Source organism: Acinetobacter indicus (assembly GCF_009914475.1).
Taxonomy (GTDB): Bacteria; Pseudomonadota; Gammaproteobacteria; order Pseudomonadales; family Moraxellaceae; genus Acinetobacter; species Acinetobacter indicus.
Genome location: NZ_CP045198.1, coordinates 459538 through 472253 on the forward strand (window position 1 = coordinate 459538; position 12716 = coordinate 472253).

Below are 12716 nucleotides of genomic sequence, written 5' to 3' on the forward strand. Positions count from 1 at the left end.
AAACGTAGGCACAGCGACTGCACCTACGTTGATGAGCATAATACTTAATGAAACTGGGTAAAGTCAGGTTTACGTTTTTGCATAAAAGCCTGTACAGCTTCCATCATTTCCGGTGAACCGACCCGTTTCATGAAGATTTCCGCTTCATGATCAATACAGTCAATGATCTCATCCAGATTGTGTTTCATTAGCGCTTTGGTCTGTTTGAGAGAGGCCAGTGGCAAGGCGGCCAGAATATGCGCCTGTTGCTGGGCAGTGGCATATACATCCTCTTCAATGCTATTGACCAGACCGGCACTCAGCGCTTTATCACTATTAAACTTCTGTGCAGTCAGCAGCAATTCTGCGGCTTTATGGAAACCGGCCTGCTGTACCAGCAGTTTGCTGGACGCACCTTCTGGGGACAGGCCGAGGCTCACAAATGGAATCTGGAACAGGGCAGTGTTGTCGCTATAGACTAAATCTGCATGTAATAACAGCGTGACCCCAATGCCAATGGCTACACCACGCACCGCAGCAATTAGCGGTTTGGAAAAACGTGCAGCAGCTTTTAGCAATACAAAGGGTGGCGTATCTCCAGCTTTGCCTTGCAATGGTGTTTGAATAAACTTCATGAAGTCCTGCATGTCGTTACCGGCACTGAAATCAGCATCGGCTCCGCGTAAAATTACTACGCGGACGTCTTTATTCTGATCGGCTTCGTCCAGTGCCTGCGCAATCCAGAGATACAGTTCACCATACAGGGCATTTTTGGCTTCCGGGCGCTGAATGGCTAAGGTCAGTACGCCATTGTCTAAATTCGCATTCAAATGTGGATGGGGTTGTTGAATACAGCTCAGTGTCATCGTACTATCCTTGCTTTCAATTAATTTGAATTTATGGGCTTATTATGGCGAAAATTATTATTGACGCCACAACTGGTGAGTTCATAAAAGTTGATGTGCTATGAATTATAAATTTGATTATCTTGTGTTTATTGGCCGCTTCCAGCCTTTTCATCTGGCACATATGCAGACCATTTTAATCGCGCTGGAGCAAAGTGAAAACGTGATTTTGGCACTGGGCTCTGCACAAGATGAACGCAATATCAAAAATCCGTTTACTGCCGCTGAACGCCAGCAGATGATTCTGTCCAACTTTAGCCCAGAGCAGCAGCAGCGGATCAAATTTGTGCATGTGGTCGATGTATATAACGATGAAAAATGGCAGAAACTGGTGAAAATGCTGGTGGCCACGGTGGCCGGACCAGAAGCCAAAGTCGGTTTAATTGGCCATTTTAAAGATGAGTCTTCCTATTATCTGCAATTTTTCCCGGAGTGGGAGATGGTCGAGCTTGACAGTCTGGAAGGTGCCATGTCTGCCACGCCGGTACGTGAAGCCTATTTTCGTGGAGAAATCTGGACCGATGCCTTCCCGCCGGGCACAATCAAATTTTTACAGAATTTTCAGCACACGCCGGTTTATCAACAATTACAAGACAAATATCATGCGCAAGACCGTAGTAATCTCACCTAAGCTCGCCGGCTCCATCTTGTTAACGAGATAAAGCAAGCCAGCTGTGTAGCAAGGAGATAAGCGATGAACTTGAACCCGTCACATGTAGCAAGGTCAAAGACCAAATGCTTACTGGGTGCGGCTATTATGCTGTTGGGTATCAGCCCGGCCTATGCCGAGCGCTGGACCTTGACCCCAAAAAGTGAAGTTGGTTTTGAGATTAAGTCCATGGGCGTGCAACTGGTCGGAGGGCAGTTTAAAGAGGTGCAGTCAGTCATGCATTTTGATCCAAAAGCACCGCAGCAGGCCTCAACCCAATTTGTGCTAAATGTGGACAGTCTGCAGCTGAGTAAACCGTCTTTAAGACATATGATTCTGGGCGAGGACTTATTCCATGCCCAAAAATATAAAACCGTCAGTTTTAAAAGCACGCGTTTTACTGCTTTAGGTCCTGATCAATATCGTATTGTCGGTAATTTAACCCTACGCGGCGTGACGCGTCCGGTTGTTTTTCATACCAGTTTAAAACCGAATACAGGAAACCCGAAATTGCTGGATGTGCAATCATCAACCCAAATTCAGCGTAGTGATTTCGGTATGAAAAAGGCGATGGGTGGTGTTGGAGAAAAGGTCAATATTCAGCTTAAAGGTCAGTGGCGTGTTCAATAATGAGATAACAATAGACGTGATGAGTGAATTAAAAGCCTGATCTTGTATCAGGCTTTTTTCCGATCCAGCAATTGTTTAACTGTTGGCTTGTAAGGTTTTTAAATCTTCCAGTACCTGCTCGGCATGTCCTGCAGCCTTGACTTTACGGTATTCCTTGACCAGCTGGCCGTTATGGAAAATAAAGGTAGAGCGCTCAATTCCCATGACTTTTTTGCCATACATATTTTTTTCTTTAATCACATCAAAATGCTGGCACAGCACTTCCTCCTTATCACTGATCAGATCAATCGTCAGGTTCTGTTTGGCAGTAAAGTTCTGATGTGCTTTCACCGAATCACGCGACACGCCAAGAATGGTCGCACCCAATGCCTCAAACTGATCTTTCAGGCCAGAAAAATCTACCGCCTGCGTGGTACAGCCTGGAGTGGAATCCTTTGGATAAAAATACACAATTAACCATTCCGCCTGTAGTTCAGCCAGATTGATTTCCGCCGTGGTGGTCGGAAAAGTCTGATTCGGTAAGTTCAAGTCGCTCATGATATCGTCCTTTTAGATTGTGTCAGTTTTTAAATTGCCTCTATCATACCGAATTTCCTGCGTTTTCTCACAAATTACCGGTAGAGAAAAATGAACGCAGCAAACTGGGTAAAAAAAAGCCTGCAATGGATGCAGGCCTCTGGAGGAACTATATGATTATTTCTTTTGCTGCGCTTGCGCGGCTTTCATGGCTTCTTCAGTTAAGGTTTTTAATTTACCGGTTAACTGAGGACCAAAACATGCCTGTAAGTCTTTGTTTTGTTTTTGGACAAAAGCAAGAGTACTTGGGCTTTTCTTCTGGTTAATGGTACTTTGGATTTCCCATTTTTGTGCATTGGTCAGCTTGCCATCTGCTTCAACCGCACAGGTACAGTATTTGCTGACTTCAGCAGCGCTTAACTTTTTACCTTTGGCAGTTTCTTCTTTACAAACATTAATCAGCGCCGATTTTACATTGGTGCTTTTATATGCCTGTTGCAATTTGTCTGTGTTGGCCTGAGCAGATGTTGCGAATACGGCTACAGTAGACACAATCGCAGAAAGGATAATGTTTGATTTTAAATTCTTCATAGATTCTACCTTGTCATTACGGTATATAACGTGTTGGATCAGCCACACCTGCGTCTAGGAAACCCTGTTTACGTAAACGACAGCTATCGCATTTTCCACAAGCACGTCCTTGGTCATCTGCCTGGTAGCAAGACACCGTTTGACTATAGTCTACGCCATGATCAAGACCTAAGCGAATGATATTTGCTTTGGATAAATGTAACAAAGGTGTTTCAAATTTGAGTGATTTTCCTTCTACGCCCACTTTGGTCGCCAAACGCGCCATATTGGCAAAAGCCTCAATAAACTCAGGACGACAGTCCGGATAGCCGGAATAATCCACCGCGTTAATACCAATAACAATGGCTTCTGCATCAAATACTTCCGCTGCTGCCAGCGCATAAGACAGGAAGATGGTGTTACGTGCCGGCACATAAGTCACCGGAATACCATCCTGTTCCTGCTCGGGTACCTCAATATTATGATCGGTCAGGGCAGAGCCACCTAAGTTACCTAAATCTATATTAATGACACGATGTTCTACACCTGCACGCTGGGTTAAGGCTTTGGCAGCGTCCAGTTCAGTGGTTGAACGCTGGCCATAACGAAAACTGAGGGCGATACATTCATAACGCGCTTGCGCCCACGCTAAACAGGTTGTTGAGTCTAAACCACCAGATAACAATACAATGGCACGAGGGCGCATCAGAATCTCCAAAATAATAAAAAGCAATTTGAGCCGTGTATAAAGCTTTGCGTTTCGCAGCTTAATTTTGCAAACAGAGCAATTATACAGCAGCCTGATTAACGACCAGTTTCGTCATTCCACAGCAGTTTGTGTAACTGTAGCTGAAAACGAACAGGGAGATGGTCTTCTAAAATCCATCGGGCCAAATCACGGGCCAGTTGCGGCATGCGTGCGGCACCATTTTCAACTTCAAAGGCAGGGGAAAACCAGACGGTGCTGACTTTTTTATGCAGTTGATATAACTCTACTTGCTGCTTTGACCATTCATAATCTTCACGGTTACAAATTACGAACTTGATTTGATCATGCGCAGTCAAATAGTCCAGATTTGAAAGCAAATTTCGTGCAACTTCCCCCGAGGTTGGGGTTTTTAAATCTAAAACTTTGGAAACACGCGGGTCTACCTTAGATACATCTAAAGCACCGCTGGTTTCTAGGGACACTTCACAGCCTAAATCTGCTAATCGCTGCATTAAAGGCAGTGCATTCGGCTGTGCCAGCGGTTCACCGCCTGTCACGCAGACATATGGTGTGTTAAAGTCCAGCGTGGTCTGAATAATCGCTTCAAGTGACTGACGTTCGCCGCCTTCAAAAGAATAGGTGGTATCGCAATAAGTACAGCGCAGCGGACAACCGGTTAAACGGATAAATACGGTAGGCAGCCCTGAGGTATTGGCTTCGCCTTGTAATGAATAGAAGATCTCCGTAATGCGTAAACCCGCAGACGGATCAGAAACAGGAATAGCGGAAGATCGAAGCGTACTCATAACAAATTAACCACCGGGTAGAAAAACAAAAATCTCTACGATCATTGCTAACCGTAGAGATGAGGAGCGATAGCTCCGCTTAAACTAAAGAAAAATTAGTCTTCGCGTAATAAATCGTTCAGGCTGGTTTTCGCACGTGTTTGCGCGTCAACTTTTTTCACGATAATGGCAGCATATAAGCTGTATGTGCCGCATTTAGATGGCAGGCTACCAGAAACAACTACAGAACCGGCAGGAACACGGCCGTAGTGGATTTCGCCAGTTTCACGGTCATAAATCTTGGTAGATTGACCAATGTAAACGCCCATTGAAATCACAGAACCTTCTTCAACAATCACGCCTTCCACGATTTCAGAACGTGCGCCGATGAAGCAGTTATCTTCAATAATGGTCGGATTGGCTTGTAGTGGCTCAAGTACACCACCAATACCAACACCACCAGACAAGTGTACATTTTTACCAATTTGTGCACATGAACCGACAGTGGCCCAAGTGTCGACCATAGTGCCTTCATCTACGTATGCACCAATGTTGACATACGATGGCATCAGCACCACATTTTTTGCCTGGAACGAACCTTTACGTGCAACTGCAGGGGGTACTACGCGTACGCCAGCCGCTTTAAACTGTTCTTCAGTCCAGCCTTTGAATTTGGTGTCGACTTTGTCATAGAAACGAAGATCACATGACTCAATTGGTTTGTTGTCGTTCAGTTTAAAAGATAACAAAACGGCTTTTTTCAACCATTGGTGTACAACCCATTCACCGTCAATTTTTTCCGCTACACGCAGTGTACCGTTATCTAAGCCAGCAATAGCTTCCTCTACTGCCTGACGGATTTCAGCCGGGCAGTCTGCCGCGGTGAAATTAGCACGATCTTCAAACGCTTGTTCAATAATCGTTGAAAGCTGAGACATGATCTTCCTTCCAAAAAAATTTTCAAGATTTTACACTAAATTGAACACGGGTTAGATGAAAATTGGCACTAAGATCGAAATTAATAATAAAGAAAAATGTTTTCACTTAATATAAGAAACATCTGCTTAAACTTTCGCCTCAAAAAAGAGTTATCTTTCAAAAAGAAACATAGACTTGTATCAAAAAATAACAAAAAATGAGCAAAATGTGCATAAAAACTGTGCGGGAACTTCTTTATATTGTGCTTATCAACAATAGTACTAAACATGAAAAATAAGTTTTTATTTTGAGGAGCACATTACATGAAATCTTTACATAAAATTTTAGCCATTTCCGTGCTTGCAACAGCAGCAGGTTCAGCAATGGCGGCAGATCAGACAATCGTGACAGATGAAGGTGTTTCAACTTTCTCTTTCTTTAAACCCGCTGCAGTTCGTGCTGAAGTTGGTACAACAGGTTATGGTGGTGCGATTTCTTGGAGTGCAAACCCATACGTAGGTGTAACTTTAGGTTATAACGGCGGCGATATTTCCTGGTCAGATGACTTATCTATCAATGGCTCCAAATATGATCTAGATATGGATAATAACCTGACATATTTAAATGCTGAAATTCGTCCATGGGCGAACTGGTTCTATATGGCAGCTGGTGTAGCTTATATTGATAATGACTATGAAGTTGATCGCCGTATCCGTGATGGTGAAACTTTTAGAGTCAATGATGTAGAATTCCGTGCAGAAGGCGATGCTCGTATTAACGGTAAAATGTCTTACAAAAATAATATTGCCCCTTATGTAGGGATTGGTTTCTCTCCAGCAATTACTAACCGTTGGGGTGTATTTGGTGAGATCGGTGCCTACTATAATGGTAACCCAACAGTTGAATTAACTCCTTCAGGTACTGCTGTAAGTACGGATGGCGTTATTGCAGATTTTGGTGATCAAGTTGAGCGTGAAGAGCGAAATATTCGTAATGACAATGAATACGAGTGGTTACCAGTGGCGAAACTGGGTGTAAGCTTCCGCTTCTAAGCCATTTCTATAAAAAAACGAGCTTCGGCTCGTTTTTTTATGCCCTTAGAAATGATGGCCAAATCTTAGTCCATATACCCAGGCATAATTGTCCCGATTGACCGAGGCTAGACTGGAAATTTGAGTACCGGCAAAATCGCTGGGTTGAATATGCGGTTGTTTAAACTTTAAATAATAGACCCCTGCAGCAATAAAACTGTCGGGTCGAAAATAAAATAGCTGGCCTGCGCCGAGGCTATAGTGCCCATCTGCCGGATTTAGGGTCGAGGCCGGATTGCCAATCCCGGAGTCCCAGCCCAGTTCTAATTGACTGATCCAGCGCGCATTCCAGCGATGTAACCCGCCCAGTTTGGCCGACCATTGATCTTTCTGATAATGAATTAATTTAAAGTCTTTAATTTCAGGAACGAATGTTGCGTAAGCATCAATCACGGCGCCAAATTGAGTCGGTTGTATATAAAAATCTTTCCAGTTAACCCAGCGTATACCCGCATAGAGCAGGTTATTGGCACTGATGCCGGTGTGTAAATCCAGATTCAGCGATTCGGGTGTGCGAACCGCGGTATTCTGGTCCGCCACGATCTGCAATTGGCCTTGTGGGGACTGTTCCTGTACCGCTAGCTGATGATGAATGGCCGAACGATAAGTGAACGCCGCACTCATGGCATATTCAGGAATCTGGTAGCGTACCCCGGCCAGCCAACCCCAGGCATCATCTTCAGGGAAATAGGCCTGATAGCCATGAAAAATATAATAGTTTTGTCCCCAAAGCTCTAGGTTTCCCTGAAAAGACTGATGACTGAGTCCTGCATAAAAAGTCCAGTGCGTATCCGGATGATACCCGATAAGTGCGCTAATATTTTCTGTTTTAAAGCGAATGTCGGCAGCTTCGACGTCTAATGGTTGACCATAAAAATCCGGGTTGTAGTTATAGTTGACCTTAACACCAAAGGGCTGATCATAAAGCAGGGCAAAGGAAAACTCTGGATTCAGCTGCAGTTTAAAACCACCGAGCACAAAATGCTGATCGGGTGCCAGGTTGCCGGTGGAATAATCATGAATCCCTAACTCGGCCAGTGCAGCCTGATTTTCGACTTGTCCTGCAACATCGGCCTCTAAATGCACCAGGGAGATTTCGGCATAATGATCGGGCTGGAAAAAAATATGCATGGATTGTCCGGACTGCTCCAGCGCTGCTGCAGAGACAGCTTGCACTGGTAAAAGCAGGCTCATCGACACCCAGAAAAAATGGACCTTCATTGGCTGTCCTTTAATTTTTGGTTAAATTATAAATTCATAAAGTATTGATATTTAAAAATTATCTAGCTATTAAAACTGAATTTGCTGAAAAAATAAACAGGTTTAAGTGATCTTTATCCCATTTTTTTAGGGATGCTGTAATGTAGTTCAAAATAAGCATTAGTATAAAATTTAAGAAGTATGGATTGGGCTAGTCTGATTACTGGATCAACTGGAATGATATAAAAAAGAGGATGCTGATGCCATCCTCTTCATTTCCATTTTTTGTGGGTGTTTAATCTTCTGGATACGCGACTTTTTTCAGGGCTTTAATATCGGCTTCAGGTGAGCACAGGGAAATAAACTCATAGCCATAACCACGTAGTAAATGTCCTTTACGCACCGCCAGCCAGGTGGTATTCAGGCCAAACATATCGGTTTCTATCTGCTTTAAACGATAATCCCGTTCCTGGTCATAAGCCACATTGTTGACTACACCCACGCCCATGCCTAATTCGACATAGGTTTTAATGACGTCGGCGTCCAGGGCAGACATCACGATATCAACATCAATGCCGGCATCTTCAAAGGCTTTGTCAATTTTAGAACGGCCGGTAAAACCGCCGTGGTAGGTAATAATCGGATATTCCGCCAAATCCTGAATGCTGATCTCGGCTTTATGGGCTAGCGGATGGTTTTGCGGGGTAATAATACTGTGCTGCCAGGTATAGTAAGGCACACTGGCTAGATTGCTTTCTGTGGTTAAGGATTCTGTTGCAATACCAATATCGGCTTCGCCTTGTAGCAGCATCTCGGTAATTTCAACCGGACTGGCCTGTTGCAGAATCAGATGGACCTTGGGAAATTCTTTTTTAAACTGGTTCACAATCGGCGGGAGTACATAACGTGCCTGAGTGTGGGTGGTGGCAATGGTTAGGGTGCCTTCATCCACTTTATTAAAATCATCGGCCAGACGTTTAATATTATCGGCATCCACCAACATGCGCTCAACAATACCGAGTAGGGCCTGACCAGGTTCAGTCAAACCGAGCAGGCGTTTGCCTTTACGGATAAACAGTTGCACACCCAGTTCATCTTCCAGGTCTTTAATATGCTTGCTCACCCCGGACTGGGAGGTGTACAGCGCCGCAGAGGCTTCGGTTAAATTGAAGTTCTGGCGCACAGTTTCTCGAATAATTCTGAGCTGTTGGAAGTTCATGTCCTTTTTTCCCTCAAAAAAGGATGGGGCTTGAAATGCCCCATCGGTGCGCGGTTAAGCGACTTGATTTTCAAATAAATGTAATTGACTTGCTGTCAGCCAGACGGTCTGGTTTGGACGGAACTGATGCAAGCGTGCTTCTTCTGGGGTGAGGGAAATTTCAATTAAGTTCCCTTGACGGTCGTTCAGTTCTGCCAGCACTTTACCGGCAATCCAGACTTCACGTAAGAAGGTGGCCTGAATGGCATTGTCCTGTGGCTGGGCATGAATGGTCAGCTCATCCGGGCGGGCAAAGGCAATGATCTCGCCCTGAGGCCCCTGTTGTGCGCTGGCCAGCTGAATACGGTCTTCACCCAGCTGAATCAGGCCATTGCTGTTCTGACCTTCAAAACGGTTGGCCTGACCCAGGAAGTCAAACACAAACGGCGTCGCCGGTTTTTCGTAGACTTCGCGTGGTGAACCAATCTGCTCGATGTTGCCTTTGTTCATCACCACGATTTGATCCGCCACTTCTAAGGCTTCTTCCTGATCATGGGTAACAAAAATTGAAGTGATATGCAATTCATCATGCAGGGTACGTAACCAGCGGCGTAGTTCTTTACGCACTTTGGCATCCAGCGCACCAAACGGTTCATCCAGCAGCAGGACACGTGGTTCAACGGCTAAGGCACGCGCCAGGGCAATACGCTGACGCTGACCGCCAGACAATTGCGCCGGATAACGGTCGGCCAGAAAGCCGAGTTGTACCAGATCAAGCAGGCGGGTCACGCGTTTTTTAATTTCAGCTTCCGATGGACGAGTGGCACGCGGACGTACACGTAAACCAAAGGCAATGTTGTCAAAAACGGTCATGTGACGGAACAGCGCATAATGCTGGAAGACGAAACCGACCTGACGCTCACGCACGTGAACATCGGTGGCATCCTGACCTTCCAGAATCACCTGACCACCATCGGCAGATTCCAAACCGGCAATAATCCGCAGCAGGGTGGTTTTACCACAGCCCGATGGACCTAGGAGAGCCACCAGCTGGCCGTCTGGAAAATCGAGGGAGATGTTGTTCAGTGCATGGAATGCACCAAAGTGTTTTTCAATATTTTTAACTTGAATACTCATGAGGTCATTCCTTAAGAAACTGTTGAATCTTCATTACGTTTGTCCTGCTTTTCCTGACGGATTTCGACCCAGGTTTTCAGGATCAGGGTCACAATTGCCAGTAGGGCCAGCAGGGATGACACCGCAAACGCAGCACTGAAGGTATATTCGTTATAGAGAATCTCAACGTGTAAAGGCAAGGTATTGGTTTCACCGCGAATGTGTCCAGACACGACCGAGACCGCACCAAATTCACCCATCGCCCGGGCATTACACAGAATGACACCGTAAATCAGGCCCCATTTAATATTCGGCAAGGTGACTTTCCAGAAGGTCTGCCAGCCAGATGCACCCAGTACAATGGCCGCTTCTTCTTCTTCGGTGCCTTGCGCTTCCATGAGCGGAATCAGTTCACGTGCTACAAACGGTACGGTAATAAAGATGGTGGCAATGACAATCGCTGGCACCGCATACAAAATCTTGATGTCGTTGTCCATTAACCAGTTGCCCATCCAGCCCTGGGTACCAAAAATCAGTACCAGCATCATCCCGGCAATGACCGGAGAGACCGAGAACGGCAAATCAATGATGGTGGTCAGAATCGATTTACCCGGGAAGTTAAACTTGGCCACCGACCAGGCTGCGGCTACACCAAACACCACGTTGAGTGGAACGGCAATGGCTGCAGTGAGTAAGGTCAGTTTGACTGCAGATAAGGTATCTGGATGTACCAGTGCCTGGGTATACACGCCCACGCCTTGTTTAAAGGCTTCAACGAACACCAGAATTAACGGCAGAATCAGGCAGCTCAGGAAGAAAATCAGGGCAATGGCCAGTAAGGTGTAGCGTACCCAGGTCGGTTCACGGGTGGCATCACGCGATTGCAGCTTGTCGGCCAAAGCATTGCTGTTGGTATTTAAACTCATCGGGCTGTTCTCCCTGTACGACGGCTGGCCCATGCTTGTAACAAGTTAATGAGGAACAGCATCACGAATGAAATCAGCAGCATCACCACCGCAATAGTGGTTGCACCGGCATAATCATATTCTTCTAAACGGGAGATAATCATCAGCGGGGCAATTTCAGTTTCAAAAGGCTGGTTCCCGGCAATGAAGATTACCGAACCATATTCACCCACGCCACGGGCAAAGGCCAGGGCAAAACCAGTAATTAATGCCGGCAGTAAAATCGGGAAAATCACTTTGGTAACAATCTGCAGACGGTTTGCGCCCAAGGCAGATGCAGCTTCTTCCAGCTCGGTTTCCAGATCGCTGAGTACCGGCTGTACGGTACGCACCACAAATGGAATACCAATGAAGATCAGGGCCAGGGTAATCCCGATTGGGGTATAGGCCACCTGAATGCCTAAAGGTTCCAGATACTGACCAATCCAGCCGGTCGGTGCATATAAAGAGGTCAGGGCAATACCGGCCACGGCGGTCGGTAAGGCAAAAGGTAAATCGACCAGCGCATCAATCAGGCGTTTGCCCGGGAAGCGGTAACGCACCAGACACCAGGCCAGCAATAAACCAAAAACGACGTTCACCAGCGCTGCAATCAGCGCAGCACTAAAACTTAACTGCAAAGATTTTAAGATACGTTCAGAACTTAAAATTTCCCATAAACCTTCCCAGCCAATGTCCAGCGATTTTAAAAATACGGCAGACAAAGGAATCAGAACGATTAATGATAAATACGCTAGGGTAAAGCCTAGAGAAAGACCAAATCCTGGCAGCACTCGGGACCGCTGCGACATGATTACTCCTCAAAGAGAGAATGCGGGCTGAAATCAGCCAGCGAAAAATAAATAAATTTCGGCACAAGCATAATTTGCGAGGGTTAAATTGCAAATTTAAATAAATACTTGCTGTCATCAGTAATACTGATATGCTGCATAGCCTTTTCTGAAATCAGGTAATTCCAGAGTTCAGGAAAAGGACCAAAACCAGAGGCGACATTAATATGCCCGACATGGCCCAAGCTTACCGGTTCTAATTGCCAGGACTGCGCCAGTTCCAGTGCATGTTCGGCATTTAACCAGGGATCATTTTCACTGATCAGCATGCTGGCGGGAACCTGCACTTGCAGCTGATGAAAATAGTCCTGATAGTCATGCTGGCTGTCACGGGCAAAACCGGCTTCACCAAAACGGCCCGGGTTGGCCGGTGCCACCAGTACCAGATTCTTGACCTTGCGTTGCAGCGCCGGGTATTGCGCCAGAGCGGCTACGGTAGTCAAACAGCCAAAGCTATGCGCCACAATTTGCAGCGGTGCATCAATCGCCGCCACGGTGCTTCGGAACTGTTCTACCCAGGTTTCGAGTACCGGGGCATTCCAGTCCTGCTGCTCGACGCGGGAGCAGGACATGAGCTGTCGTTGTAACCAGGATTGCCAGTGGCTATATTCACTGCCACCTACGCCCGGAACAATTACGGTATGAATCATGTCGA

General features: G+C 45.9%; 15 protein-coding genes. 3 read left to right on the forward strand and 12 right to left on the reverse strand.

Translation table 11 applies throughout. The features are described 5' to 3' along the window. Positions 1-44: 44 nt before the first annotated feature. Complete coding sequence (locus tag GA693_RS02670; protein WP_160241484.1) at positions 45-845, reverse strand: enoyl-CoA hydratase; 801 nt, start codon at positions 843-845, stop codon at positions 45-47. Between the two features lie 100 nt (positions 846-945). Between GA693_RS02670 and GA693_RS02675 the strand changes: the two genes are divergently transcribed. Further along, on the forward strand, positions 946-1515 hold the full coding sequence (locus GA693_RS02675) for a nicotinate-nicotinamide nucleotide adenylyltransferase (protein ID WP_075174739.1): 570 nt from the start codon (positions 946-948) through the stop codon (positions 1513-1515). Positions 1516-1578: 63 nt separating this feature from the next. Beyond that, a complete protein-coding gene (locus GA693_RS02680; RefSeq protein ID WP_160241483.1) occupies positions 1579-2163 on the forward strand; it encodes a YceI family protein in 585 nt (194 codons plus the stop codon). Between the two features lie 75 nt (positions 2164-2238). On the opposite strand, the gene GA693_RS02685 is transcribed toward GA693_RS02680, so the two are convergent. The 5 genes from GA693_RS02685 to dapD all read right to left on the reverse strand — a co-directional run bounded on the left by GA693_RS02685 (position 2239) and on the right by dapD (position 5681). Continuing rightward, positions 2239-2700 carry a peroxiredoxin gene (locus tag GA693_RS02685; RefSeq protein WP_005176635.1) on the reverse strand — a complete coding sequence of 154 codons (462 nt, stop codon included), beginning with the start codon at positions 2698-2700 and terminating at the stop codon, positions 2239-2241. Positions 2701-2856: 156 nt separating this feature from the next. Next, positions 2857-3270: a hypothetical protein gene (locus GA693_RS02690; protein WP_005176638.1), complete on the reverse strand. Its 414-nt coding sequence runs from the start codon at positions 3268-3270 to the stop codon at positions 2857-2859. 16 nt (positions 3271-3286) lie between these two features. Continuing rightward, positions 3287-3955 carry a 7-cyano-7-deazaguanine synthase QueC gene (queC, locus tag GA693_RS02695; RefSeq protein WP_160241482.1) on the reverse strand — a complete coding sequence of 223 codons (669 nt, stop codon included), beginning with the start codon at positions 3953-3955 and terminating at the stop codon, positions 3287-3289. Positions 3956-4053: 98 nt separating this feature from the next. After that, positions 4054-4764: a 7-carboxy-7-deazaguanine synthase QueE gene (gene queE, locus GA693_RS02700; RefSeq protein WP_160241481.1), complete on the reverse strand. Its 711-nt coding sequence runs from the start codon at positions 4762-4764 to the stop codon at positions 4054-4056. Positions 4765-4859: 95 nt separating this feature from the next. Then, positions 4860-5681, reverse strand: a complete 822-nt coding sequence (gene dapD / locus GA693_RS02705; protein WP_005176646.1) for a 2,3,4,5-tetrahydropyridine-2,6-dicarboxylate N-succinyltransferase — start codon at positions 5679-5681, stop codon at positions 4860-4862. 303 nt (positions 5682-5984) lie between these two features. Between dapD and carO the strand changes: the two genes are divergently transcribed. Then, positions 5985-6713: an ornithine uptake porin CarO gene (gene carO, locus GA693_RS02710; RefSeq protein ID WP_160241480.1), complete on the forward strand. Its 729-nt coding sequence runs from the start codon at positions 5985-5987 to the stop codon at positions 6711-6713. Positions 6714-6758: 45 nt separating this feature from the next. On the opposite strand, the gene GA693_RS02715 is transcribed toward carO, so the two are convergent. The 6 genes from GA693_RS02715 to GA693_RS02740 form a co-directional block, all read right to left on the reverse strand. After that, positions 6759-7973 (reverse strand): OmpP1/FadL family transporter, encoded by a 1215-nt coding sequence (locus GA693_RS02715; protein WP_160241479.1) that lies wholly within the window; start codon positions 7971-7973, stop codon positions 6759-6761. A 274-nt stretch (positions 7974-8247) separates the two neighbouring features. Then, entirely contained in the window at positions 8248-9171 is a 924-nt protein-coding gene (locus GA693_RS02720) for a CysB family HTH-type transcriptional regulator (RefSeq protein WP_160241478.1), read from the reverse strand. Between the two features lie 54 nt (positions 9172-9225). Then, complete coding sequence (locus GA693_RS02725) at positions 9226-10287, reverse strand: sulfate/molybdate ABC transporter ATP-binding protein (RefSeq protein WP_005176652.1); 1062 nt, start codon at positions 10285-10287, stop codon at positions 9226-9228. Positions 10288-10298: 11 nt separating this feature from the next. Beyond that, entirely contained in the window at positions 10299-11192 is an 894-nt protein-coding gene (gene cysW / locus GA693_RS02730) for a sulfate ABC transporter permease subunit CysW (protein WP_075167788.1), read from the reverse strand. Beyond that, positions 11189-12022: a sulfate ABC transporter permease subunit CysT gene (gene cysT / locus GA693_RS02735; protein ID WP_005176654.1), complete on the reverse strand. Its 834-nt coding sequence runs from the start codon at positions 12020-12022 to the stop codon at positions 11189-11191. Before cysT ends, cysW begins: the two co-directional genes overlap by 4 nt. Positions 12023-12105: 83 nt before the next feature. Then, positions 12106-12711, reverse strand: a complete 606-nt coding sequence (locus GA693_RS02740) for an alpha/beta hydrolase (RefSeq protein WP_005176655.1) — start codon at positions 12709-12711, stop codon at positions 12106-12108. Positions 12712-12716 lie beyond the last annotated feature (5 nt).

Bases quoted from the DNA above. Each gene is read 5' to 3' on its own strand.
- GA693_RS02670 (WP_160241484.1), bottom strand. From the start codon at position 845: ATGACACTGAGCTGTATTCAACAACCCCATCCACATTTGAATGCGAAT.
- GA693_RS02675 (WP_075174739.1), top strand. From the start codon at position 946: ATGAATTATAAATTTGATTATCTTGTGTTTATTGGCCGCTTCCAGCCT.
- GA693_RS02680 (WP_160241483.1), top strand. From the start codon at position 1,579: ATGAACTTGAACCCGTCACATGTAGCAAGGTCAAAGACCAAATGCTTA.
- GA693_RS02685 (WP_005176635.1), bottom strand. From the start codon at position 2,700: ATGAGCGACTTGAACTTACCGAATCAGACTTTTCCGACCACCACGGCG.
- GA693_RS02690 (WP_005176638.1), bottom strand. From the start codon at position 3,270: ATGAAGAATTTAAAATCAAACATTATCCTTTCTGCGATTGTGTCTACT.
- queC (WP_160241482.1), bottom strand. From the start codon at position 3,955: ATGCGCCCTCGTGCCATTGTATTGTTATCTGGTGGTTTAGACTCAACA.
- queE (WP_160241481.1), bottom strand. From the start codon at position 4,764: ATGAGTACGCTTCGATCTTCCGCTATTCCTGTTTCTGATCCGTCTGCG.
- dapD (WP_005176646.1), bottom strand. From the start codon at position 5,681: ATGTCTCAGCTTTCAACGATTATTGAACAAGCGTTTGAAGATCGTGCT.
- carO (WP_160241480.1), top strand. From the start codon at position 5,985: ATGAAATCTTTACATAAAATTTTAGCCATTTCCGTGCTTGCAACAGCA.
- GA693_RS02715 (WP_160241479.1), bottom strand. From the start codon at position 7,973: ATGAAGGTCCATTTTTTCTGGGTGTCGATGAGCCTGCTTTTACCAGTG.
- GA693_RS02720 (WP_160241478.1), bottom strand. From the start codon at position 9,171: ATGAACTTCCAACAGCTCAGAATTATTCGAGAAACTGTGCGCCAGAAC.
- GA693_RS02725 (WP_005176652.1), bottom strand. From the start codon at position 10,287: ATGAGTATTCAAGTTAAAAATATTGAAAAACACTTTGGTGCATTCCAT.
- cysW (WP_075167788.1), bottom strand. From the start codon at position 11,192: ATGAGTTTAAATACCAACAGCAATGCTTTGGCCGACAAGCTGCAATCG.
- cysT (WP_005176654.1), bottom strand. From the start codon at position 12,022: ATGTCGCAGCGGTCCCGAGTGCTGCCAGGATTTGGTCTTTCTCTAGGC.
- GA693_RS02740 (WP_005176655.1), bottom strand. From the start codon at position 12,711: ATGATTCATACCGTAATTGTTCCGGGCGTAGGTGGCAGTGAATATAGC.